The organism is Luteibacter sp. GL_149, assembly GCF_057834065.1.
In genome coordinates this window covers 1,804,359-1,827,545 of record NZ_CM174395.1, presented here as the reverse complement: position 1 = coordinate 1,827,545, position 23,187 = coordinate 1,804,359, and the positions used below count along the sequence as shown (strand labels likewise).

The 23,187-nt window shown below is 63.9% G+C and carries 24 protein-coding genes; all 24 read right to left on the bottom strand.

Going from position 1 to position 23,187, the window contains the following annotated elements; all coding sequences use genetic code 11:
* Positions 1-7: 7 nt before the first annotated feature.
* Positions 8-2,041, bottom strand: a complete 2,034-nt coding sequence (nuoL, locus tag AC3IR3_RS08360; RefSeq protein ID WP_132141489.1) for an NADH-quinone oxidoreductase subunit L — start codon at positions 2,039-2,041, stop codon at positions 8-10.
* A 4-nt stretch (positions 2,042-2,045) separates the two neighbouring features.
* Positions 2,046-2,351, bottom strand: a complete 306-nt coding sequence (nuoK, locus tag AC3IR3_RS08355) for an NADH-quinone oxidoreductase subunit NuoK (protein WP_132141488.1) — start codon at positions 2,349-2,351, stop codon at positions 2,046-2,048.
* Complete coding sequence (locus AC3IR3_RS08350) at positions 2,348-3,001, bottom strand: NADH-quinone oxidoreductase subunit J (protein ID WP_489196440.1); 654 nt, start codon at positions 2,999-3,001, stop codon at positions 2,348-2,350. Before AC3IR3_RS08350 ends, nuoK begins: the two co-directional genes overlap by 4 nt.
* Before the next feature lie 19 nt (positions 3,002-3,020).
* Positions 3,021-3,512 carry an NADH-quinone oxidoreductase subunit NuoI gene (nuoI, locus tag AC3IR3_RS08345; protein ID WP_132141486.1) on the bottom strand — a complete coding sequence of 164 codons (492 nt, stop codon included), beginning with the start codon at positions 3,510-3,512 and terminating at the stop codon, positions 3,021-3,023.
* Positions 3,513-3,519: 7 nt separating this feature from the next.
* A complete protein-coding gene (nuoH, locus tag AC3IR3_RS08340; RefSeq protein WP_489196439.1) occupies positions 3,520-4,548 on the bottom strand; it encodes an NADH-quinone oxidoreductase subunit NuoH in 1,029 nt (342 codons plus the stop codon).
* Between the two features lie 3 nt (positions 4,549-4,551).
* Positions 4,552-6,873, bottom strand: coding sequence for an NADH-quinone oxidoreductase subunit NuoG (gene nuoG, locus AC3IR3_RS08335; protein WP_489196438.1), 2,322 nt, complete (start codon positions 6,871-6,873; stop codon positions 4,552-4,554).
* Entirely contained in the window at positions 6,870-8,210 is a 1,341-nt protein-coding gene (gene nuoF, locus AC3IR3_RS08330; RefSeq protein ID WP_489196437.1) for an NADH-quinone oxidoreductase subunit NuoF, read from the bottom strand. Before nuoF ends, nuoG begins: the two co-directional genes overlap by 4 nt.
* A 10-nt stretch (positions 8,211-8,220) precedes the next feature.
* A complete protein-coding gene (gene nuoE, locus AC3IR3_RS08325) occupies positions 8,221-8,748 on the bottom strand; it encodes an NADH-quinone oxidoreductase subunit NuoE (protein WP_489196436.1) in 528 nt (175 codons plus the stop codon).
* Between the two features lie 19 nt (positions 8,749-8,767).
* On the bottom strand, positions 8,768-9,997 hold the full coding sequence (locus tag AC3IR3_RS08320) for an NADH-quinone oxidoreductase subunit D (protein ID WP_489196898.1): 1,230 nt from the start codon (positions 9,995-9,997) through the stop codon (positions 8,768-8,770).
* Positions 9,998-10,024: 27 nt separating this feature from the next.
* Complete coding sequence (locus tag AC3IR3_RS08315) at positions 10,025-10,753, bottom strand: NADH-quinone oxidoreductase subunit C (protein WP_489196435.1); 729 nt, start codon at positions 10,751-10,753, stop codon at positions 10,025-10,027.
* 9 nt (positions 10,754-10,762) lie between these two features.
* A complete protein-coding gene (locus tag AC3IR3_RS08310) occupies positions 10,763-11,317 on the bottom strand; it encodes a NuoB/complex I 20 kDa subunit family protein (protein ID WP_132141479.1) in 555 nt (184 codons plus the stop codon).
* Positions 11,308-11,664 carry an NADH-quinone oxidoreductase subunit A gene (locus AC3IR3_RS08305; RefSeq protein ID WP_132141478.1) on the bottom strand — a complete coding sequence of 119 codons (357 nt, stop codon included), beginning with the start codon at positions 11,662-11,664 and terminating at the stop codon, positions 11,308-11,310. Before AC3IR3_RS08305 ends, AC3IR3_RS08310 begins: the two co-directional genes overlap by 10 nt.
* Before the next feature lie 323 nt (positions 11,665-11,987).
* A complete protein-coding gene (locus tag AC3IR3_RS08300; RefSeq protein WP_132141477.1) occupies positions 11,988-12,347 on the bottom strand; it encodes a PilZ domain-containing protein in 360 nt (119 codons plus the stop codon).
* A gap of 235 nt (positions 12,348-12,582) precedes the next feature.
* Entirely contained in the window at positions 12,583-13,500 is a 918-nt protein-coding gene (locus AC3IR3_RS08295; protein ID WP_489196434.1) for a PIG-L deacetylase family protein, read from the bottom strand.
* Positions 13,501-13,569: 69 nt separating this feature from the next.
* A complete protein-coding gene (holB, locus tag AC3IR3_RS08290; RefSeq protein WP_489196433.1) occupies positions 13,570-14,505 on the bottom strand; it encodes a DNA polymerase III subunit delta' in 936 nt (311 codons plus the stop codon).
* Positions 14,502-15,143: a dTMP kinase gene (gene tmk / locus AC3IR3_RS08285; protein ID WP_489196432.1), complete on the bottom strand. Its 642-nt coding sequence runs from the start codon at positions 15,141-15,143 to the stop codon at positions 14,502-14,504. Before tmk ends, holB begins: the two co-directional genes overlap by 4 nt.
* Positions 15,144-15,151: 8 nt before the next feature.
* A complete protein-coding gene (mltG, locus tag AC3IR3_RS08280; RefSeq protein WP_489196431.1) occupies positions 15,152-16,180 on the bottom strand; it encodes an endolytic transglycosylase MltG in 1,029 nt (342 codons plus the stop codon).
* Positions 16,177-17,025 (bottom strand): aminodeoxychorismate lyase, encoded by an 849-nt coding sequence (gene pabC / locus AC3IR3_RS08275; protein ID WP_489196430.1) that lies wholly within the window; start codon positions 17,023-17,025, stop codon positions 16,177-16,179. Before pabC ends, mltG begins: the two co-directional genes overlap by 4 nt.
* Positions 17,022-18,371 carry an aminodeoxychorismate synthase component I gene (locus tag AC3IR3_RS08270; RefSeq protein WP_489196429.1) on the bottom strand — a complete coding sequence of 450 codons (1,350 nt, stop codon included), beginning with the start codon at positions 18,369-18,371 and terminating at the stop codon, positions 17,022-17,024. The genes pabC and AC3IR3_RS08270 overlap by 4 nt, the downstream gene beginning before the upstream one ends.
* Before the next feature lie 7 nt (positions 18,372-18,378).
* Positions 18,379-19,668 (bottom strand): beta-ketoacyl-ACP synthase II, encoded by a 1,290-nt coding sequence (gene fabF, locus AC3IR3_RS08265; RefSeq protein ID WP_489196428.1) that lies wholly within the window; start codon positions 19,666-19,668, stop codon positions 18,379-18,381.
* Positions 19,669-19,819: 151 nt separating this feature from the next.
* Positions 19,820-20,059, bottom strand: coding sequence for an acyl carrier protein (gene acpP, locus AC3IR3_RS08260; RefSeq protein ID WP_489196427.1), 240 nt, complete (start codon positions 20,057-20,059; stop codon positions 19,820-19,822).
* 207 nt (positions 20,060-20,266) lie between these two features.
* Entirely contained in the window at positions 20,267-21,007 is a 741-nt protein-coding gene (fabG, locus tag AC3IR3_RS08255; protein WP_489196426.1) for a 3-oxoacyl-ACP reductase FabG, read from the bottom strand.
* A 31-nt stretch (positions 21,008-21,038) separates the two neighbouring features.
* A complete protein-coding gene (gene fabD / locus AC3IR3_RS08250; protein WP_489196425.1) occupies positions 21,039-21,989 on the bottom strand; it encodes an ACP S-malonyltransferase in 951 nt (316 codons plus the stop codon).
* 212 nt (positions 21,990-22,201) lie between these two features.
* Complete coding sequence (locus AC3IR3_RS08245; protein ID WP_132141466.1) at positions 22,202-23,170, bottom strand: beta-ketoacyl-ACP synthase III; 969 nt, start codon at positions 23,168-23,170, stop codon at positions 22,202-22,204.
* Positions 23,171-23,187 lie beyond the last annotated feature (17 nt).

Genomic DNA, 23,187 nt, shown 5'->3' with positions numbered 1-23,187 from the left:
GTTTCCCTTATTGCCCGATCAGCCAGAACCCGCCGAGAAGCAGGATGAGACCGAGGATCATGGCGAACGCATAGTGGAAGAGGAATCCGGATTGCAGCCGGCGAACACCGCCGGCGATGCGCTGCACCAGGCTTGCCGAACCGTTGACGATGGCACCGTCGATGATGAGGCCGTCGCCAACCTTCGCCAGACCGTTACCCAGGGCGACACCGCCCTTGGCGAAGACGGCGAAGTAGAGCTCGTCGATCCAGTACTTGTGATTGAGCAGTTCGTAGACCGGCCGCAAGCCGTTCTTGATCTTGCCGGCAAGCGCGACATTGAACAGATAGATATACGTCGCGACCGCGAAGCCCGCGAACGCCAGCCAGAACGGCAGTGCCGTGAAGCCGTGGATACCCATCTCGAACGCACTATGGAACTCGTGGCCCACTTCGGCGAGGACGTTGTTCGCTTCGTTCACATGGATGGCCTTGCCGAACCAGTCGCCGAACAGCATCGGACCGACGGTAAGGAAGCCGATCGCGATGGACGGGATGGCGAGCAGGATCAGCGGCAGCGTAACGACCCACGGCGATTCGTGCGGCGCGTGTTCGAGGACGCCCGGCGTGTGATGGCCATGATCGTCGTCGTGGTGAGCGTCATGCCCATGGGCATGCTTGTGCTCGACCTTGAAGCGCTCCTTGCCGTGGAAGGTCATGTACAGCAAACGGAAGCTGTACAGCGAGGTGACGAACACGCCCGCCAGCACGCAGAAGTGCGCGTAACCGGCACCCCAGCGATGCGACTCGCCGACGGCCTCGATGATCGCGTCCTTCGAGTAGAAGCCCGCGAAGAACGGCGTACCGGCAAGTGCCAGCGAACCGATCCACATCGTGATCCAGGTGATCGGCATGTACTTGCGCAGACCCCCCATGTAACGCATGTCCTGCTCGTGGTGCATGCCGATGATGACTGAGCCGGCGCCGAGGAACAGCAGCGCCTTGAAGAAGGCATGGGTCATCAGGTGGAACACCGCTCCGCTATAGGCGGACACGCCGAGCGCGACCGTCATGTAGCCCAGCTGCGACAGCGTCGAGTACGCGATGACACGCTTGATGTCGTTCTGCACGATGCCGATCAGGCCTGTGAACAGCGCGGTGGTGGCACCGATGACCATGACGAAGCTGAGCGCGGAATCGGACAGTTCGAAGATGGGCGACATGCGCGCCACCATGAAGATACCGGCCGTGACCATCGTCGCCGCATGGATCAGCGCGGAGATCGGCGTCGGGCCTTCCATCGAGTCCGGCAGCCACACGTGCAGTGGAACCTGGGCCGACTTGCCCATCGCACCGATGAACAGCAGGATGCCGATGACCGTGGCGGCGTCCCACGCGTGGTTCTGCGTGATCTGCAGCGTCTTGCCCACCAGCGTCGGCGCAGCGTCGAACGCGGTCTGGTAGTCCAGCGTGTTCAGGAAATACAGGATCGCGGCGATACCCAGCAGGAAGCCGAAGTCGCCCACGCGATTGACCAGGAACGCCTTCATGTTCGCGAAGATCGCGGTCGGGCGCTTGTACCAGAAGCCGATCAGCAGGTACGAAACGAGGCCCACCGCTTCCCAGCCAAAGAACAGCTGCATGAAGTTGTTGCTCATGACGAGCATCAACATCGAGAAGGTGAACAGCGAGATGTAGCTGAAGAAGCGCTGGTAGCCCGGGTCGTCGCTCATGTAGCCGATCGTGTACACGTGCACGAGCAGCGACACGAAGGTGACCACCACCATCATCATGGCGGTCAGGCGGTCGACCATGAAGCCCACGCTGACGTGAAGCTTGCCGATCTCGAACCAGGTGTAGACGTCCTGGTTGAAGTTAACGGCGCCGCCCCAGACCAGTTGGTAAAGCACGTACATCGACAGGCCGCAGGAAATGGCCACACCGAGAATGGTGACGGTGTGTGACCCTGCCCTGCCGATCACACGGCCGAGCAGGCCCGCGAGCACGGCGCCGACAAGCGGCGCGAGCGCGATGATCAGAAGGATCGAAAGCGAGAGACTCATCGGTTCAACCCTTCATGCTGTCGATTTCGGCGACATTGATCGTGCTGCGATTGCGGAACAGCAGGACCAGGATCGCCAGGCCGATAGCGGATTCCGCCGCGGCTACGGTAAGGATGAAGAACACGAACACCTGGCCGCCGACGTCGCCGAAGAAGCGCGAGAAGGCAACGAAGTTCGTATTCACCGCAAGAAGCATCAGTTCGATCGCCATCAGCAGCACGATCACGTTCTTGCGATTGATGAAGATGCCGGCCACCGCGATGCAGAACAGCACCGCGCCGAGCACGATGTAATGGGAAAGCGTAATCACGGTGCGTTCTCCTGCGGCGGTTCGACGACCGGGGCCGGCGAGACGGATGCCGGATGCTCGACGGCCATTTTCACGACACGGACACGGTCGCTGGCGTTGACGGCCACCTGCTGCGCGGCGGTCTGGTGACGGACACCCGCACGCTGGCGCAGCGTCAGCGCAACAGCGGCGACGATACCCACGGTGAGGATGAGCGCGGCGATTTCGAAGGGCAGCAGGAACTGCGTGTAAAGCGCCTGGCCCAGCCATGCGACGTTCGACTCGCCGGCCGGATTGGGGCCGAGCGTGTGCGTGCTCATGGCGCGCACGCCGATCATCGCCAGCATCTCGACCAGCATGACCACCGCGACGACGATGCCCACCGGCAGGTAGCGGATGAAGCCCTCGCGGACCGCCTCCTGCTTGATGTCGAGCATCATCACCACGAACAGGAACAGCACCATCACCGCGCCGACATAAACGACGACAAGGGCGATGGCGAGGAACTCCGCTTCGGCCAGCAGCCACACGCAGGCCATGCTGAAAAAGGCCAGCACCAGCGAGAGCACGGCATGCACCGAGTTCTTCAGCGTGATGACCATCAGCGCGGCAATAACGGCCACGCCACCGAAGAGATAGAAACACAGGAGTTGCAGGAGGTCGGAATTCATCGGCAGTTATCCTCGGCGCTCAGCGGTAAGCCGCGTCTTGAGCGCGGGCGGCTGCGATGTCCTGCTCGAAACGATCGCCGATGGCCAGTAGCTGCGCCTTGGTGACTACGTTCTCGCCACGGTGTTCGAAGTGGTACTCGTGCACATGCGTTTCGACGATCGAGTCCACCGGGCAGCTCTCTTCGCAGAAGCCGCAGAAGATGCACTTGAACAGATCGATGTCGTAACGCGTGGTACGGCGCTGACCGTCCGACGGGCGCGGGGCCGAATCGATGGTGATCGCCAGGGCCGGGCACACGGCTTCGCACAGCTTGCACGCGATGCAGCGCTCTTCGCCGTTAGCATAACGACGCAGCGCATGCAGACCGCGGAAGCGGTTCGACTTGGGAATGTGCTCCATCGGGTAGCGCACGGTGTACTTGGGCTTGAACATGTAACCCATGGTCAGGCCCATGCCCTTGAACAGCTCGATGAGCAGCAGGCTTTTAAAGTAATTGGTTACGCGGGACATGGCTTAATCAGGCTCCCGTGCCGATGGTGACCCAGCCGAAATACTTCATGCAGCCGGCGACGAGGACCCAGACGATGGTGATGGGAATGAAGACCTTCCAGCCCAGACGCATGATCTGGTCGTAGCGGTAACGCGGGAAGCTGGCGCGGAACCACAGGAACATGAACGCGAACAGGAAGGCCTTGATGAACAGCCAGTGGAAACCGCCGTGGCCGACGAACGCCCACGAGGCCGGGAACGGCGAGAGCCAGCCGCCCATGAACAGGATCGCGGCGAGGAAGCTCACCAGGATCATGTTCGCGTACTCGGCCAGGAAGAACAGTGCGAACGCCGAACCGGAATACTCCACGTGGAAACCGGCGACGATTTCCGACTCGCCTTCCGCGACGTCGAACGGCGCGCGGTTCGTTTCGGCGACGCCGGAAACGAAGTAGATGATGAAAACCGGGAGCAGCGGGATGAAGAACCAGTCGAGGATTCCTTTCGAACCGGCCTGCGCATCGACGATGGCGGTGAGATTCAGGCTACCGGTCAGCACCAGCACGCAGACGATGGACATGCCCATCGCCAGTTCGTACGAGATGACCTGTGCCGTCGCACGCATCGCGCCGAGCAGCGCGTAACGCGAGTTGGACGCCCAGCCGGCCAGGATGATGCCGTACACGCCCATCGAGGTCATCGCGAGCAGGTAGAGCACGCCGGCATTCACGTTCGCCAGCACGACCTGCGGGCTGAACGGGATCACGGCCCACGCCGCAAGGGCGGGAACCAGGGCCAGCATCGGCGCCAGGTAGTACAGGAACTTGTTCGCGTTGGTCGGAAGGATCACTTCCTTGATCAGCAGTTTGACGACGTCCGCGAAAGCCTGCAAAAGGCCGAGGGGACCGATTTTGTTCGGCCCCATGCGCACGTGCATCCAGCCGATGACCTTGCGCTCCCAGTACACGAACATCGCCACGCCGATAACCAGCGGCAGAACGATGGCCAGGATGTACAGGATCGGGATCAGTACGTGGTCGTAGAGTTGCTCGGCCATGGATTACGCCTTGCTCAAAGTGATGGCCGCACCGTACGGGGGCAGCATCGCGGTTTCGTTGTGTGCGCTTTCCAGCCAGATCGCACCGGCCGGCACGGCCGTATCGATGACGACCGGCAGAACGACGTTGTCGCCTACGCGGGCCTGACCGCCATCGACCAGACCGAGACGCTGCGCGTCGTCCGCATTGACGCGGGCGGCGGCGGCACGGTTCAGCGGATGCGAGTTCAGTGCGCCCGCGCGACGCAGGACGGCGTCGGCACGGTAGATCGGCATCGTGGCCAGACGCGAGAACGCGACATCGGCCGTCTGGCGCGAAGCCAGTTCCTGACGTGCCAGGGTCGGACGCTCGACGAAGCCGTCGCGAAGACCGGCAAGGTCTTCGAACTCGAAGCCGGCAACGCCGAGGATGCCACCAAGCGCGCGCAGCACCTTCCAGCCCGGACGCGCGTCGCCCGGTGCCTTCGCACCCGCGAGGACGACCTGGGCCGTGCCTTCCACGTTGACCAGCGTCGCGTCGATTTCCGGCGTGAGGCCGATGGGCAGGATGACGTCCGCCGAATCTTTCAGCGCATCGCTGGCATAAGCGGCGAAGGCTACGACCGTCTGCGCCGAATGCATCGCCTGCAGCGCGAGTGCGCCATCGGCGAAGTCGTGCGGCGGCTCGACGTTGAACAGCACATAACCCTTGCGCGCCTGCGTCAGCATGGCGCGCGCATCGAGACCGCCGGCGGTCGGCAGCACACCGACAGAAGCCAGGCCGATCGCGTTGGCGCCGACCGGAATCTCGTTGAATGCCGCGCCGCTCGCCGTCGCGATGAAGCGGGCGATGGCGCGCAGCCAGGACGCTTCCGGATGCGTGGCGGCGGCATGGCCGAACAGCACCACGGTGCTCTCGCCCTGCAACGCCTTGAACGCGTCGCGGTGATCGTCGGTGGTTTCCACGCCGGCGAACGCCGGAGCGATGGCGTCCGGCACCGTGTTACCGGCTTCGACGGCAGCCTTCGCCAGCAGGATCAGCTCGCGAACGAGGGCGTGCGGTGCGGCGACGGATTCGCCGGCCAACGGGTAATTGAAGTTGAAGTGAGCCGGATTGACCGCGAAGACCTTCGCACCCTTCTTCACGGCCTGACGCAGGCGGTGGTTAAGAAGCGGTACTTCGTGGCGCAGGTCGGAGCCGACCAGCAGCGCGGCCTTGACCTTGTCCAGCTGGGCCACCGGCATCGCGAACGGACGCGCGAAGGCGTTGTCGGCGAAGTCGAGCTGACGCAGGCGATGATCGACGTGCGCGCTGCCGAGGCCGCGGGCCAGACGAACCAGCAATTCGCCCTCTTCGTTCGACGTGGCGCCGTGCACCAGGAAACCGAGGTCGGAACCGGCGACGCTACGCAGCGCTTCTGCGGCGACGCTCAACGCGTCGTCCCACGTGGTCGTGGACCACGTACCGTTGCGCTTGACCATCGGCGCCGTGACGCGATCGGCCGAGTACAGACCCTGATGGCTGTAACGGTCGCGGTCGGACAGCCAGCATTCGTTGATGCTTTCGTTGTCGCGCGGCACCGTGCGCAGCACTTCGCCGCGGCGTGTGTGCATCCACAGGTTCGAACCCAGCGCATCGTGGTAGCCAATGCCCGGGCGTGCAATGAGTTCCCAGGCACGGGCCTGGAACTGGAACGGCTTGTTGGTCAGTGCGCCGACCGGGCAGACGTCGATGATGTTGCCCGACAGTTCGCTTTCGATCGTCTTGCCAATGTACGTGCCGATCTCGAGGTTTTCGCCGCGGCTCATGCCGCCGAGTTCGTACGTACCGGCGATTTCGCTGGTGAAACGGACGCAGCGCGTGCACTGGATACAGCGGGTCATTTCCGTGGAGATCAGCGGCCCGAGATTCTCGTCCGCCACCGAGCGTTTGCGCTCGTTGTAACGGGAAACCGAACGGCCGTAACCGAGCGACACGTCCTGCAGTTCGCATTCGCCGCCCTGATCGCAGATCGGGCAGTCAAGCGGATGGTTGATGAGCAGGAATTCCATCACATTGCGCTGGGACTTCAGCGCCTTGTCGCTACGCGTGAAGACCTTCATGCCCTCGCCTACCGGCGTGGCGCAGGCCGGTGCCGGCTTGGGCATCTTCTCTATTTCCACCAGGCACATGCGGCAGTTGGCGGCGATCGGAAGCTTACGGTGATAGCAGAAACGCGGAATGGCGATGCCGACCGCGTCGGCGGCCTGAATGATCATCGATCCCTTGGCGACCTGCACGGGGACGCCATCGATCTCGATGTTGACCAGATCCGGCGCGGTATGGGCTACGGGCTGCGCACTCATGCAGCGACTCCACGGTTGACTTCGGCGGGCGCGTCCACGATCGAGTGGCCGTGTTCGATGTAGTACTCGAACTCGCTCCAGAACTTGGCAAGCATGCCCTGCACCGGCCACGCGGCGGCTTCGCCGAATGCGCAGATGGTGTGGCCTTCGATCTGGCCGGCAATGGCTTTCAGGCGATGCAGGTCTTCCTGCGTGCCGCGACCTTCGACGATGCCGGTCAGCACGCGGTACATCCAGCCGGTACCTTCGCGGCACGGGGTGCACTGTCCGCAGGACTCGGCCTTATAGAAGCGCGCGATGCGCTGCGTGGCGCGAACCATGCAGGTGCTGTCGTCCATCACGATCACGGCGCCGGAGCCCAGACCCGAACCCGCCTTCTGCAGCGAGTCGTAGTCCATGGTGCAGGCCATGATTTCGTCGGCCGTGAGCACCTTCATCGACGAACCGCCGGGGATGCATGCCTTCAGCTTGCGACCCGGACGGAGTCCGCCGGCCAGGGCCAGCAGATCGGAGAACGATGTGCCGAGGCGGATTTCGAAATTGCCCGGGTTGGCGACGTGACCGGAGACCGAGAAGATCTTCGGGCCGCCGTTGTTCGGCTTGCCGAGATTGAGGAACCACTCCGCGCCGTTGCGCAGGATGGCCGGCACCGACGCATAGGTTTCGGTGTTGTTGATCGTGGTCGGACGGCCATACAGACCGAAGCCGGCCGGGAACGGCGGCTTGAAGCGCGGCTGGCCCTTCTTGCCTTCCAGCGATTCCATCAGCGCGGTTTCTTCGCCGCAGATGTATGCACCGGCACCCAGCGCGCCATACACGTCGACGTCGATATCGGTACCGCCGATGCCCTTGCCGAGCAGACCCGCCTCGTAGGCTTCCTTCAGCGCTTCTTCGAAATGCTCGAACGGTTCGTGGTGGAACTCGCCGCGAAGGTAGTTGTAGGCAACCGTGGAACCCGTGCAGTAACACGCGATGGCAAGACCTTCGATCACCGCATGCGGGTTGAAGCGCAGGATGTCGCGGTCCTTGCAGGTGCCCGGCTCCGATTCGTCCGAGTTGCAGAGGATGTACTTCTGGCCCGGCGCGGTGCGCGGCATGAACGACCATTTCAGGCCGGTCGGGAAGCCAGCGCCGCCGCGTCCACGCAGCGCGCTCTTCTTGATTTCCTCGATCAGCGCGGCCGGATCGGGCTTCTCGGCGAGGATCTTGCGCCACGCCTTATAGCCGTCCACCTTGAGATAGCTCTCGAGGGACCAGGGCTTGTCGAAATGCAGGGTCGTATAAACGACCTGGTGTTCCTGCGGTGCGGGACCGACGGGGCCGGTTGTCGTTGCCATTACCGTAACCTCACTTCAGACCGTCGAGGATCTCGTCGACCTTATCGGCCGTGAGACGCTCGTGGTAATGACCGTTGACGACCATCATCGGCGCGCCGCAGCACGCCGCCAGGCATTCTTCTTCCTGCTTGAGGTAGATGCGCCCGTCGGCGGTACTCTCGCCCGTCTTGATGCCGAGTTTGCCTTCGCAATGACGCACCAGGCCTTCCGCACCGTTCAGCCAGCACGAGATGTTCGTGCAGATGGCGACGTTGTTGCGGCCGACCGGCTTCGTCTCGAACATGGAATAGAAGCTGGCAACCTCGTACGCCCAGATCGCGGGCAGTTCGAGGTACTTCGCGACGGCGGTGATCAGCGCGTCGTCGAGGTATCCGTTGTTCTGTTCCTGCGCCGCCATCAGCGACTGGATCAGCGCGGAGCGCCTGCGATCCGGCGGGAACTTGGTCACCCAGTGGTCGATGTGCTGACGGGTGTGGTCGTTGAGCACGGCGTACGGATCGACGTCCTTGACCTGCTCGTAATGTCCGGTGGCTTTCATAGTCTTTTACTCCATCGCCTTAGCGATCGACTTCGCCGAAGACGAGGTCGTAGGTACCGATCATGGCGACCACGTCGGCCAGCATGTGGCCCCTGACGACGGCATCCATCGATGACAGATGCGCGAAGCCCGGCGCGCGCAGATGCACGCGGAAAGGCTTGTTCGCACCATCGGAGACGAGATAGCAGCCGAACTCGCCTTTGGGCGCTTCGACAGCGGCGTAGATTTCGCCCGCAGGCACGCCATACCCTTCGGTGAAGAGTTTGAAGTGATGGATCAGCGCTTCCATGTCGCTCTTCATCTCTTCGCGGCTGGGCGGCGCGACCTTGTAGTTCTGCACCATCACCGGGCCCGGGTTGGCTTTGAGCCACGCGATGCACTGCTTGACGATGTTGTTCGACTGGCGCATTTCTTCCATGCGGACCAGGTAACGGTCGTAGCAGTCGCCGTTGACGCCCAGCGGGATATCGAAATCCATCGCGGCGTAAGCGGCATACGGCTGCTTCTTGCGCAGATCCCATTCAATACCCGAACCGCGCAGCATGGCGCCGGTCATGCCCCAGGCCTTGGCTTTCTCGGGAGGAATGACGCCGATACCGACCGTACGCTGTTTCCAGATACGGTTGTTGGTCAGCAGGCTTTCGTATTCGTCGACGCGTGCCGGGAAATCGTTCGTGAACTCCGTGAGGTAGTCCAGCATCGAACCTTCGCGCCATGCGTTAAGACGCTTGAGGTCCGTACCCTTGTGCCACGGCGATTCGCGGTACTTCGACATCTGGTCCGGCAGGTCGCGGTAGACACCGCCCGGACGGTAGTACGTGGCATGCATGCGCGCGCCCGACACCGCCTCGTAGACGTCCATCAGCTCTTCGCGTTCGCGGAACGCGTAGAGGAACACGGCCATGGCGCCAAGATCGAGCGCGTTCGAACCCACCCACATGAGGTGATTCAGGATGCGCGTGATCTCGTCGAACATCGTGCGGATGTACTGCGCGCGGATCGGCGCTTCGACGCCCATGAGGCCTTCGATGGCGCGGACATACGCGTGCTCGTTGCACATCATCGACACGTAATCGAGGCGATCCATGTAGCCGATCGACTGATTGAACGGCTTGGATTCGGCGAGCTTTTCCGTACCGCGATGCAGAAGTCCCACATGCGGATCGGCGCGCACAACGGTCTCGCCATCCATCTCCAGCACCAGGCGCAGCACGCCGTGGGCCGCGGGATGCTGCGGACCGAAGTTCATCGTGTAATTGCGGATCTCTTGCACGGCTCAGTTCTCCCGCCAGCGGTCGGCGGCTTCCGCCCTGGCCTGATCGAGGTCGGCGTCGTTGCGGATCGTGCGCGGGACAAGCACGCGCGGCTCGATCGATACCGGTTCGTAGATAACGCGCTTCTGTTCGGGGTCGTAACGCACTTCGACGTTTCCGATGAGCGGAAAGTCCTTGCGGAACGGATGACCGACGAAACCGTAATCGGTGAGGATGCGGCGAAGATCGGGATGACCTTCGAAGATGATGCCGTACATGTCGAACGCTTCGCGTTCGAACCAGTCCGCACCGGGCCAGATCGGAGTGATCGACGGCACGACCGGGAACGCGTCGTCCTCGCAGAACACGCGCAGGCGGATGCGTTGGTTTTTCTCGAGCGACAGCAAATGGATGACGGCGGCGAAGCGACGCGGCTGCTCGACGTTGCGCGGACGTTCCGCCCAGGTGAAGCGGCCCATGGCCTGGCCTTCGACGCCACGCGAAAAGCTGTCGCCCTGCGAGGTATCGGTTTCCCATTCGGTCTGGCCGTAGCCGAGATAGTCGACACCGCACACGTCGATGATGACGCTGAAACGGAAATCGGCTTCGTCGCGCAGCGCGGTGGCGACGGCCGTGAGATCGGCCGCGGCAAGCTCGGCGGTGACTTCGTTGCGGGCAACGATCACGGAAAGCATGTCGCCGAAGCGCGCGGCAAGCCGTTCGACCAGCGAGGTCTGTGGAATAGCACTCATGACAGCCCTTTATCGCGCGATCGTGTGGGTGCGACGGATCTTTTTCTGCAACTGCAGGATGCCGTGGATCAGGGCTTCGGCCGTGGGCGGACAGCCCGGCACGTAGATGTCCACCGGCACGATGCGGTCGCAGCCGCGAACCACGGAATAGGAATAGTGGTAGTAACCGCCACCGTTGGCGCACGAACCCATGGAGATAACCCATTTCGGCTCGGGCATCTGGTCGTAGACCTTGCGCAGCGCCGGAGCCATCTTGTTCACCAGCGTGCCGGCGACAATCATCACGTCGGACTGGCGCGGGCTGGGACGGAAGATGACGCCGTAACGGTCGAGATCGAGGCGCGCGGCACCCGCGTGCATCATCTCGACGGCGCAACAGGCCAGACCGAAGGTCATCGGCCACATGGAACCGGTACGCGCCCAGTTCATCAGGGCATCGATGCTGGTCGTACCGAAACCGCGCTGGACAACGGGACTGTCGCCACCCGGACGAAGGATATCGTCGACGAGGTTGAGCGGCTCCGGGTTATGCATCACCCGGTCGATGCTGGACATCACTCCCATTCGAGCGCTCCCTTCTTCCAGACGTAAGCGAAACCGACCACCAGGAGGGCGAGGAATAGCGCCATTTCAATCAGGGCTATCGCGCCGATCTTGTCGAAAACCACCGCCCACGGGAAAAGGAACGCGATTTCGAGATCGAAGATGATGAAGAGGATGGCGATGAGGTAATAGCGCACGTCGAACTTCATGCGCGCATCCTCGAAGGCTTCGAAGCCGCACTCGTACGGTGCGAGCTTTTCGGAGTCGGGTCGACTCGGGCCGGCGAGCATGCCGATCAGAAGCAGGACGATGCCCAGGCCGACGGCAACGGCGATGAACAACAGAACGGGCCAGTATTGGGCAAGCACGATGCAGCGTACCTCCGCGCCATGCGGGCGCATCAGTGACCGTCGGCGGGGGACGAGCGGTCCGGCTAGGGGCGCCAGAGTCGTCCGATCGAATCGATCCAAAAACGTATCGATCCGGTCACGCGCCTTGAGTGCGCTGACGGCTCCAGATATCCACAATCAAAGTTGGGAACCGATCTATTGTACCAGTCCGTGCAGGTATTCCGACAAGCCTTTAACGGGCAAAAAGCGGATCCATCTGGTGCAAAGACGCACATCGTCCGGTCAGAGGGCGCTGGTATCGTAAGCAACCCCTGTTACACCGCGCCGCGTGACGGCGACGATCACATCGTCTGCGTCGGTCGTTCCGAGGAGAGCGTGCCGGCCAGCAAGGCCTCGATACGGGCGCGTGCCGCCTCGCCATCGCCCGTTTCATTGAACTGCACGCCGATGCCGGCGGTGCGATTGCCCTGGGCGCCGATGGGCGTGATCCAGACCACGCGACCGGCGACGGACAGCCGCTCGTTCTCGTCGATGAGCGTCACCAGCAATACCACTTCATCGCCAAGGTTGTAGCGCTGCGCGGTGGGCGCGAACAGGCCACCGCCCTTCAGGAAGGGCATATAGGCGATGTAGAGGGCGTTCACGTCCTTGACCTTGAGGGACATGATGCCCTGACGTGGGGAGGTAGCTGTGGTTGTCATGCGATGGCGTCCCCGGGGTGGAGTCCATCGTAGCCATGGGGTGGGTGTGGCTACAAGAGCGTGTAGGCACGACAGGGCGAAAACCGACTACCTCGCCCTGGGCCCCTGCCTGCGCAGGGGCGACGTTGAGGTTTACTTAGGCGTTTCCGCGAGACTCGCCGTCGCCCCTGCGCAGGCAGGGGCCCAGGGCGAGGTAATCGGTTATAGCAAGGTGCGACCTACAGCTCTTCGCCCCTCAAGCAGCCACCCACCCCCACCTGTCGAAAATCCACAACGTATCCAGATCCGCGGTCATCTTCACGAAGGACGGTCCCGGCGCATCGCGCAGCAACAGGACCCAGTCCCGCCCTTCCCGCTCCAGCGGCGCGTCGTTCCAGGCCATGTCCATCACGCCGCGATCGTCGGCCGCGACCAGCCGCAGGCGCCTTTGCAGCCATGGCGCGGGCCGCCACGGCAGCGCCAGGCGCCGCTCGGTTCCGGCCGTCGCGATGCCTCCGAAACATTCGGGCCGATCCGCGATCCCGAGCATACGGCCGCGACTCAGGGCCACTTGAGTCCCATGGGCCAGCACGGCCTCGCGCTTGACCGCCTGCATGACCGGATCGACAGGTAACGTAACCTTGTCCGCCTCGGTCTTCTTGCCGTGGACCAGATACGTAAGAACCTCAGCCGGCAGGCCGCTGCGCGCGAGCGCCAGCCGCGACAGGACGTGGGCGGCACTGTGATCGGGATGACGATCGCCCAGTGCGGGCATGACGACCAGGGTGGGCGAAACCGAGTTCAGGACCGCTCCGATGGCTTCGATCACTTTGCCGTGCCGGCGACGAAGCTCCGTGGTCACCGCCATATCGTGCCAGCCGAGGGCATGCAGCCGGTCGGCCGCCACACCGAGTCGCGCGAGCGCCGATGCGACTTCGCCCCGCCGCCGCGTCCCCCAGCGCCTGCGCGCCGCGTTGTCGATAACGATCCGGCGTTCCAGCCAGCGCTGTGGCCAGGGATTGTCGTCGCCATCGGTCAGCAGCAACACATCCACGCGGCCGCCGGCCGTCAATACCCGCTGGATCAGACCGCCCGTCGCAAGCGATTCGTCGTCCGGATGAGGCGAAACGACGAGAAGGCGCGTGGAAGCGTCGAGGACGAACCCGGTCGTCAAGCTTGACTCCTTATGCGGCGGCAACGCCGCGTTCGGACGATTAGAACGGTACGACCCGGCAAATGGACGTCAACGCCAGGCCGCAAGCAGTTCGAGCAGGACAAGATCGGCACGCAGGGGACCGCGCAGCGAGTCCCGCGCGCGATTGGCCTGACCGTACCAGGCATCCAGCGCCTCGTCGTCGAGGGTACTTTCCAGTGGCGACTTCGTGCCTTCGGCCCGTGCGCGCAGTTCGTCGGTCGCGGCCTGGGCCGCGAACCAGAGGTATCGCGACGGATCGGTAGTCTGCCAGCGCTTGGCCATCTCGACCGCGTCGCCACGCCCGGTAGCCAGAGCAAGCAGGTCGCCGCGTACTTCGGAGCGCTGCTTCAGGGCGCCATCGGTTGCCCAGTCGCGCGCCATGCCCGGATTTCCTCCCGCCGCGAGCAACGCCGCCGCGGGATCCTTCACCCCTTCGGCGGTCAGCCATGCCAACGATTCGTCGCGCGAAGGCACGGCGAAATCGATCCGCTGGCAACGGCTGCGAATGGTCGCGGGAAGGCGCGACGGCGCATCGGCCACCAGGATCAGCATGGTCGCCTGCGATGGCTCTTCCAGCGTTTTAAGCAAAGCATTGGCCGCCGGCGCATTCATCGCATCGGCCGGATCGATCGTCGCGACCTGCCAGCCGCCGAACTGGCTGGACATGGACAACCGCTGGGACAGATCGCGGATCTGGTCGACCACGATTTCACTTCGCTGCACGCCGTCCTTGCGCAGACCGAAGCTCAGTTGCACGACATCCGGATGCGTACCCGCGACAAAGAAATGGCAGCTGCGGCAGGTGCCGCAAGGCACGCCGTCGGCAGGCTGCTGGCATAGCAGGCCCTGGGCGAAAGTATGCAAAAAGTCGCGCTTGCCCAGACCGGCGGCGCCGGCAAGCAGCAGCGCATGAGGTAACGCACCGCGTTCGCGACGCGCCTGCAGGCGCTGCCATGCTTCCGCGTGCCACAGACGCAACGTCACGACGTCACTCCGTCGAACAGCGGCGCAAGCGCCGCACCGGCCTGCGCCAGCACGGCGTCGGGCGTCGCACTGGCGTCGATCAGGCGGAAGCGGCCGGGCTCGGCGGCAGCACGGGCGCGATACGCATCCCGGATGCGCTCGAAGAATGCGTCGGCTTCGACCTCGATCCGGTCGGCTTCGCCACGACCCGCGGCACGTGCGCGGCCGGTGCTTACCGGCAGGTCGAGCAGCAGCGTGATATCGGGCACGACACCGGCCACGGCCCAGTTCTCGAGTTCGGCGATGCGCTCGACAGGCTGTCCACGACCGCCTCCCTGATAGGCGTAGCTGGCGTCGGTGAAACGATCGCACAGCACCCAGCGGCCGGCGGCCAGCGCCGGCGCGATGACTTCGCGTACCAATTGCGCCCGCGAAGCGAACATCAGCAATAGTTCGGCCTCGGGACACAATTCGCTGCGCGAGGCATCCAGCACGACCGCGCGAACGGCTTCGCCCACGGGCGTACCACCGGGCTCGCGCGTCATCAGGGGATCGATGCCATGGGCGCGCAGCAACTCGCGCAGGCCCGAGAGCAGCGTGCTCTTGCCGGCACCCTCGCCACCTTCGAGGGTGATGAGACGACCGCGTGTGATTGGCATGGATTCGCTCACTGGCAACGCTTCAGCTGGAAACAGGCGACCGCCCGATTGTGCTCGTCGAGCGTCGATGAGAACACATGACTGCCATCGCCGCGCGCGACGAAATAAAGTTCGGTGCCGTCGACGGGGTGCAGCGCCGCCTCGATGGCGGCCCGGCCCGGCAAAGCGATCGGCGTCGGCGGAAGGCCGAAGCGCGTATAGGTGTTGTAGGGCGTATCGGTGGTCAGGTCGCGTTTGCGCACATTGCCCTCGTACGCGGCACCCATGCCGTAGATCACCGTCGGATCGGTCTGCAGCATCATATGCAGGCGAAGCCGGCGCATGAAGACGCCGGCGATGCGCGGACGCTCGTCCGCCCGTCCCGTTTCCTTCTCGACGATGGATGCCATGATCAGCGCCTCGTAGGACGTGGCCAGCGGCAGATCCGGCGCCCGCTTTTCCCATGCACTGTCGAGGGTCTTCGTCATCGCGGCATAAGCCCGCTTGAAGATGCCGGACTCCGTGTCGCCTTTCACGTAAGCATAGGTTTCGGGAAGGAAGCGGCCTTCCGGCTGCTCTCCTTCGGCGCCCACCAGCTTCATGACCGCGTCGTCGTCGAGACCGGCCGTGTCGTGCGCGATCGTGTCCACGGTGGCGAGCATGCGACGCATGTCCGCGAACGTCCAGCCATCGACGATCGTGACGTTACGCTGCATGACCTTGCCCGTCGCCATGTTCGACAGGAGGTCGCGCGGCGTCATGCCCGGCACCAGCGCGAATTCGCCCGCGTGCAACCGGCCGGAGACGTGCATCTGGAACGACAGCAGGCGCCAGTACAGCGGCGAGGCATCCGAGACGTCGCGCTGCCTCAGCTGCCGGACGATGTCCTTGAAGGAAGCGCCGCGCGCCACGTCGATACTCTGACCCTGCGCCGCAATGGACAGAGGCGCACCCGCGAAGCGATGCCAGTCGTAACCGATCCAGGTGCCGACAGCCACCATGCCCAACACGACCACCACGATGAGGACACGCCAGACGGCGATGCCACGTACTTTCATTCGTTCGATTCCTGCGTTACACCCGGCAACGGCAGGCCAAGATCGCACCAGTGCGCCTGCAATCGACGCGTGATGGGTCCGGTCCGCCACTCGCGGGCATCTGAAACCCGGACGGGGAGAATGCCCCGAACAGCCGACGTGAGGAAGACCTCATCGGCCTCATGCAGTCGAGCCGGGTTCAGATGGGACACGGTTGCGCCCGTCAGCGCGAGGATTTCCGCGCGCGCGACGCCGGCCACGCCGCAGGCATCGACCGGCGGCGTCATCAGCTCGCCATCGAAAACGGCGAACAGGTTTGCCGCCGTCGCACAGACGACATGCCCTTCCGTATCGAGCATCAGACCTTCGCCCCATGTGTCGCCGGCCCATTCGGATCGCGCAAGCACCTGTTCCAGGCGATTGAGATGTTTCATGCCGGCAAGTGCCGGCTGCAAGGCCAGCCGGGTTTCGCACAACCGGACCGCGATGCCGTCGCGATAGTCCGCGGCGGACGGTAACGCCGACCGCTGCGCGCTCATCGCGACAGTGGGATGCGGGAGTTCGGGTATGGCATAACCGCGAGCACTCTCGCCGCGGCTCAACGTCAGGCGCAACGTGGCGTCGTCCCAGTCATCGATAAGCTCATGTATCCAGCCAAGCAGATGACTGGCGTCGGGCGCCGGTATGCGTAACCGTGCGCAACCCTCGGTCAGCCGATGCACATGACGCGCCCATAGCGGAACACGCCCGCCGACGATGCGCAGCGTTTCAAACAGACCGTCGCCGTACAGGAAGCCGCGATCGCGTGCGGATACCGTATCGACCGCACGGCCGTCGACCGACAGACGCGGCGCGTCGTCGCTCATGCCGTTCCGCCGAACACGCGAAGCAGGCCGCGCGCCTTGGCGCGTGTTTCGGCCAGTTCGCGCTCCGGCACCGAATCCGTCACGATGCCGGCGCCCGCGCGCCAGGACACGCGATCGCCTTCGACCGTAAAAGTGCGGATCAGGATATTGAGATCCATGTCGCCGTTCCGGTCGAGATATCCCAGTGCGCCAGTATAGGCACCGCGCGGTACGCCCTCGATGGCGCCGATGATCTCCATGCAGCGCACCTTGGGACAACCGGTGATGGTGCCGCCGGGGAACGTCGCCGCGACGACCTGCCCGGGTGTGACGTCCGCGCGTGCCCTGCCCCGCACGTTCGACACGATGTGGTGAACGTGCGCGTAGCTTTCCACAACCATCAACTCGTCGACCTCCACGGTGCCCGGCACGCAGACGCGCCCGAGATCGTTGCGCTCGAGATCGATCAGCATGACGTGCTCGGCACGCTCCTTGGGATGCGCGGTGAGTTCGCGGATACGCGCATCGTGATCGTCGCCGTCGACGCGAGGACGCGTTCCCGCGATGGGCCGCGTCTGCAGCATGCCGCGTCGCGATTCGACCAGCCGTTCGGGCGACGAACTGACGACGGACCAGCCCGCGCCTTGCAGCATGCCGGCGAACGGCGCCGGATTGGCGGCACGCAGGGCCATCATCAGGGAAGACGGCGAGGGATCGCCTGCGAACGATGCCGTCCACTGCCGGGACAGGTTCACCTGGAAAACATCGCCCGCACGCAGGTGTTCGTGAATGCGCAGCACGCCGTCGAGGAAAGCATCCGGCGCGTCTTCGTCGATCTGTTCTGGAACGCCAAGCGGCGCCGGCAAGCTGGCGACCGAGAGGTCGGCTTCCATCCGGTCGAGCCATACCTCCTGTCCCTCTTCGGCCACCAGCATCGTCGTTTCGCTGACGTGGTCGACCAGGATCGCGGCGGGACAGCGCAGTGCAAGCGCCACCGGCAACTTGCCACGGGCAACGGGGAGCTTCAGCGAAGGCTCGATCTGACCCACAAGTTCATAGGCAAGATAAATCGCCCAGCCGCCATGGAATGGCAAATCGTCATCCGTGGGCGCGGTGCGCTCGTCGCGCCATGCACGATCCAGCGCATCGAGAAACGTGCCGTCGACCGTGGCGTCGTGCTCGTCGTACAACCGTCCATCGCTGGCCAGGGTCAGCGATGCGCCGGCATGCGCAAGCAGCATGTCGTAGCGCGCTTGCTTCGTGCCACGCGTCGCGCTGGCGAGCAGGCAGGGATAGCGTTCCGGATATGACGCGGCCGGCGCGAGGAGATCGCGCCGGCCGGTCAGTACTCGCGCGATGAAACTCAAGCGTCGATCAGACGCGCTTGAACGCGAGCGTTCCGTTGGTGCCGCCGAAACCGAACGAGTTCGATACGACGACGTCGAGCTTCGCCTGCCGCGCTTCGTTGGGCACCAGATCGAGGCCGAGCACCGCCACTTCGGGATCGACGTCGACGAGGTTCATCGTCGGCGGAATCACGCCGTCGCGCAGAGCCATCACCGAGAAGATCGCCTCGACGCCACCCGCCGCACCGAGCAGGTGCCCCGTGACCGACTTGGTCGAGCTGACCTTGAGACCATCTTTTGTCTTGGCGTGATCGCCGAAGACATGGGCGATCGCGCGCGCTTCGCCACGATCGCCGACCGGCGTGGACGTGCCGTGGGCGTTCACATACTGCACGCCGGACGCATCGAGATGCGCATCGTGCAGGGCGTTACGCATGGCCAGTTCCGCACCGTCGCCGCTCGGAGCGGTGATGTGATACGCGTCGCCGCTCATACCGAAGCCGATGATCTCGGCGAGGATGTTGGCACCGCGTGCCTTGGCGAACTCATATTCTTCGAGCATGAGCATGCCGGCGCCGTTGGACAGCAGGAAACCGTCGCGGCCGGTATCCCACGGACGGCTGGCATGCTTGGGATCGTCGTTGCGCGTCGACATCGCCTTGGCCGAGCAGAAGCCCGCCATTGCCGTCGGCGTGGTCGCGAATTCGGCACCGCCCGCGAGCATCGCATCGGCGTCGCCGTACTGGATCAGACGCATAGCCATGCCGATGTTGTGCGCGGCCGTGGTGCATGCCGAGACGAGTGCGATGTTCGGCCCCTTCATCCCGTGATAAATCGACAGGTTGCCGGCGATCATGTTGATGATCGAACTCGGCACATAGAACGGCGAAACCTTGCGCGGGCCCTTTTCGGCCAGCTCGATCGCCGTGGCTTCGATGGTGTGCAGGCCGCCGATACCGGCGCCCGCGGCCACACCGATGCGACCGGCGTTCTCGTCCGTCACCACCAGACCCGACTGACGGAACGCATGCGTACCCGCGACGATGCCGTAATGGATGAATGGATCCATCCGCTTGAAATCTTTGCCAATCGAGCGCTGCTCATCCTCGGGAGCGTTCACGCCCTGAAAATAAGCTGTCACGGGATCGAATCCCTGTACCTCGCCCGCAATGCGGGTAGCGTACGCGCTGGCGTCGAAAGCGGTGACAGGGCCGATGCCACTGACGCCATTGACGACGTTCTTCCAGGCGGTGGCGACATCGTTGCCGACCGGCGACACGATACCCATGCCGGTCACTACCACACGTCGTTTGCTCATGCGTCTAAATCCTTCCTAGTCACTCGGTAACCATACGCGAGCGCAGGTTACAGTTTGCAGAAACGAAAACTGCGCCTTATGGCGCAGCTTCCGTGTCGCTGAGGAATCGAAACCGGCCACGCCAGTCCGATTCCCAGGAGGGCATCAGCCCTTAGGCCTTGACGTGAGCCTTGACGTAATCGACGGCCTGCTGGACCGTGGTGATCTTCTCGGCTTCTTCATCCGGGATTTCGCATTCGAACTCTTCCTCGAGCGCCATGACCAGCTCGACGGTGTCCAGCGAATCTGCGCCCAGATCGTCCACGAACGATGCGTTCGTCGTGACCTCTTCATCCTTGACGCCCAGCTGCTCGACGACGATTTTCTTGACGCGTTCTTCGATGGTGCTCATGTTGCAAATACCTCCCGAGGGGAAAAGCCGGCGGCATTGTAGTGGCTAACCGTAAAGGCCGCCAACGCCACCGATCCAAAGTAACCGCCCCGACCATCGGGTCGACGCGAAATGACGATTGTCTCCTAAAACCGGGCGGCTGGCGACTACCCCCGGCAAACCTGAACGAACCTGTCGTCCGGCCCACCCGGCGCCAACCCACGGCTTTTACGGCATGTACATGCCGCCGTTCACGTGCATTGTCTCGCCCGTGATGTACTTGGCCGCCGGCGACGCCAGGAAGGCCACCGCCTCGGCAATATCCTGCGCCTCACCCAATGTGCCAAGGGCAATCTGGCCCAGCAGCGCCGCGCGCTGCTCTTCGGGCAGCGCACGGGTCATGTCGGTATCGATGAAGCCCGGGGCCACCACGTTGACGGTGATGTTGCGCGAGCCGATTTCGCGGGCCAGCGATTTGGAGAAGGCAATGATGCCCGCCTTCGCGGCGGCGTAGTTCGCCTGCCCCGGATTGCCGATCAGGCCGACGACCGACGCAATGGAGATGATCCGGCCCTTGCGCGCCTTCATCATGCCGCGCATCACCGCTTTGGACGTACGGAAGACCGAGGTCAGGTTCGTCTCGATGATCGCGTTCCAGTCGTCTTCCTTCATGCGCATCAGCAACTGGTCGCGCGTAATGCCCGCGTTGTTGACCAGGATCGACACGCTGCCGAACTCTTTCGCGATACCGTCGATCAGTGCCTCGATCGCAGCGGAGTCGGTCACGTCGAGCACGCGGCCGTGACCGCCGTTCGCCGCGAGACGCTCGCCGATGGCGGCGGCACCGTTTTCGGTGGTCGCCGTACCGATCACCGTGGCGCCCTGCGCCGCGAGCGTTTCCGCGATGGCCGCGCCGATGCCGCGACTGGCGCCCGTAACGAGCGCGATTTCACCCTTGAGAGAGCTCATGTGTCTTCCTGATTAATTGAGAAGGACGCGCTCAGGCGGCCCATTCGGAACGAGCGGCGTCGAGTTCCGCCGGCGATCCGACCGGCCGCGCGTCGACGGACTTGTCGATGCGCTTGATCAGACCCGACAAGACCTTCCCCGGACCACATTCGGCGGCACGGGTAATGCCAGCCGCGGCCAGCGCCTGTACGCACTCGGTCCAGCGAACCGGAAGATAGAGCTGACGCTGCAACGCGGAGCGAATGTCGTCCACGCTGCCGTATATACGTGCTTCGGCATTCTGCACGACGGGAATCGAAGGCAGCTGCCAGGCGATGGAGCGCATGCGCTCGCCGAGCTCGTCGGACGCATCGCGCATCAATGCGCAGTGCGACGGCACGGAGACGGCGAGCTTGACGGCTTTCTTCACACCCAGCTCGGCAAGACGTGCGAGCGCGCGATCCACCGCGTCGACATCGCCGGCGATGACCAGCTGACCCGGTGAATTGTAGTTGGCGGGAGCCACGACCTGCCCCTGCGCCACTTCCGCGCAAACCTCTGCAATCTGGGCATCGTCGCCGCCAAGAATGGCCGCCATCGCACCCATGCCCGGGGGCACCGCGGCCTGCATCAGGCGGCCGCGCGCCGCCACGAGCGCGGCGGCATCGTGCAGCGAGAGCGCATCGGCACAGACCAACGCGCTGTACTCACCAAGGCTATGCCCGGAAAGGAGGGCTGGACGCGCACCGCCCGTCGCCATCCAGACGCGCCATACGGCGACGCTGGCGGCAAGCAAGGCCGGCTGCGTGTTCTCGGTGCTGTTGAGCGAGGCCTCGGGACCTTCCTGACTCATCGACCACAGGTCGACACCCGCGCCCTTCGAGGCCTCGTCGAACGTGGCGCGAACCACATCGTGGGCCGCGGCGAGATCGGCAAGCATGCCGACCGACTGCGAACCCTGGCCGGGAAATACGAAGGCAAGCGAGGAAACGGATGAGGTCATTAGGCAGTCGCTGGAGAGCGGAAACCGCGAATGGTGCCAGCATGGTGGCGCGTCGTCACCATTCGTGAGCGTGTGGTGGATGTTTACGGATACCCCGAACAACCCTCACCGTCGCCCCTGCGCAGGCAGGGGCCCAGAGCGGCGTAGTGAGTTTTCGCGATAGCACCGCGATGCGGCATGAGACGGTTATGACGCCGTCTCGTCGTACATATTTAGTAACGCAGAAGCGCCGAGGCCCACGTGAATCCGCCGCCGAATGCTTCCAGCAGCAGGTTCTGGCCACGCTGCACCTTGCCCGAACGCACGGCGTAATCCAGCGCCAGCGGCACCGAACCGGCGGACGTGTTGGCATGCTTGTCGACGGTGACGATGACGCGATCCATCGACATGTTCAGACGCTTGGCCGTCGCCTCGATGATGCGCAGGTTGGCCTGATGCGGAATGAGCCAGTCGATTTCCGACTCCTGCATACCCGCGGCCGCAAGCGTCTCTTCCACGAGGGAGTCCAGCGTCTTCACAGCGACCTTGAACACTTCGCGACCGCTCATGTTGATGCGGACGCCATGGTTCGGCTCGTCCTTGAAACCGGCCGACACACCCACCGGATTGAACAGCAGGTGTTTGAACCCGCCATCGGCATGCAGGCGCGTTGCCAGGATGCCCGGCTCGTCGGAGGCTTCGAGCACCACCGCACCGGCGCCATCGCCGAACAGGACGCAGGTCTCGCGCTCGGTCCAGTCGACCATGCGCGTCAGCGTTTCGGCACCGACGACCAGCGCCTTCTTCGACTGCCCGCTACGGATGAAGCTGTTGGCGACACCCAGTGCGTAGACAAAGCCGGAGCAGGCGGCATTGACGTCGAACGCCGCGCAGCCGTTGGCACCCAGGCGATGCTGGATAAGGCAGGCGGTGGACGGAAAAATGATATCGGGAGTGGTCGTACCGAGGACGATCAGGTCGATCTCGGACGCCTTGACGCCAGCGGCTTCAAGTGCGCGTTGCGCGGCCAGAAACGCCAGATCGCCGGTGGTTTCGCCTTCGGCGGCGATATGCCGCTCCCGGATACCGGTGCGCGTACGGATCCACTCGTCGCTCGTGTCGACGAACTTTTCGAGGTCGGCATTGGTGACGACGCGCTCGGGGAGCGCACTGCCGGTGCCGATGATGCGGGCGTATTTCAGAACCGTTTCCCCCTGAA

Bases quoted from the DNA above. Each gene is read 5' to 3' on its own strand.
- nuoL (WP_132141489.1), bottom strand. From the start codon at position 2,041: ATGAGTCTCTCGCTTTCGATCCTTCTGATCATCGCGCTCGCGCCGCTT.
- AC3IR3_RS08350 (WP_489196440.1), bottom strand. From the start codon at position 3,001: ATGAATTCCGACCTCCTGCAACTCCTGTGTTTCTATCTCTTCGGTGGC.
- nuoI (WP_132141486.1), bottom strand. From the start codon at position 3,512: ATGTCCCGCGTAACCAATTACTTTAAAAGCCTGCTGCTCATCGAGCTG.
- nuoH (WP_489196439.1), bottom strand. From the start codon at position 4,548: ATGGCCGAGCAACTCTACGACCACGTACTGATCCCGATCCTGTACATC.
- nuoG (WP_489196438.1), bottom strand. From the start codon at position 6,873: ATGAGTGCGCAGCCCGTAGCCCATACCGCGCCGGATCTGGTCAACATC.
- nuoF (WP_489196437.1), bottom strand. From the start codon at position 8,210: ATGGCAACGACAACCGGCCCCGTCGGTCCCGCACCGCAGGAACACCAG.
- nuoE (WP_489196436.1), bottom strand. From the start codon at position 8,748: ATGAAAGCCACCGGACATTACGAGCAGGTCAAGGACGTCGATCCGTAC.
- AC3IR3_RS08320 (WP_489196898.1), bottom strand. From the start codon at position 9,997: ATGAACTTCGGTCCGCAGCATCCCGCGGCCCACGGCGTGCTGCGCCTG.
- AC3IR3_RS08315 (WP_489196435.1), bottom strand. From the start codon at position 10,753: ATGAGTGCTATTCCACAGACCTCGCTGGTCGAACGGCTTGCCGCGCGC.
- AC3IR3_RS08310 (WP_132141479.1), bottom strand. From the start codon at position 11,317: ATGGGAGTGATGTCCAGCATCGACCGGGTGATGCATAACCCGGAGCCG.
- AC3IR3_RS08300 (WP_132141477.1), bottom strand. From the start codon at position 12,347: ATGACAACCACAGCTACCTCCCCACGTCAGGGCATCATGTCCCTCAAG.
- tmk (WP_489196432.1), bottom strand. From the start codon at position 15,143: ATGCCAATCACACGCGGTCGTCTCATCACCCTCGAAGGTGGCGAGGGT.
- mltG (WP_489196431.1), bottom strand. From the start codon at position 16,180: ATGAAAGTACGTGGCATCGCCGTCTGGCGTGTCCTCATCGTGGTGGTC.
- pabC (WP_489196430.1), bottom strand. From the start codon at position 17,025: ATGAGCGACGACGCGCCGCGTCTGTCGGTCGACGGCCGTGCGGTCGAT.
- fabF (WP_489196428.1), bottom strand. From the start codon at position 19,668: ATGAGCAAACGACGTGTGGTAGTGACCGGCATGGGTATCGTGTCGCCG.
- acpP (WP_489196427.1), bottom strand. From the start codon at position 20,059: ATGAGCACCATCGAAGAACGCGTCAAGAAAATCGTCGTCGAGCAGCTG.
- fabG (WP_489196426.1), bottom strand. From the start codon at position 21,007: ATGAGCTCTCTCAAGGGTGAAATCGCGCTCGTTACGGGCGCCAGTCGC.
- fabD (WP_489196425.1), bottom strand. From the start codon at position 21,989: ATGACCTCATCCGTTTCCTCGCTTGCCTTCGTATTTCCCGGCCAGGGT.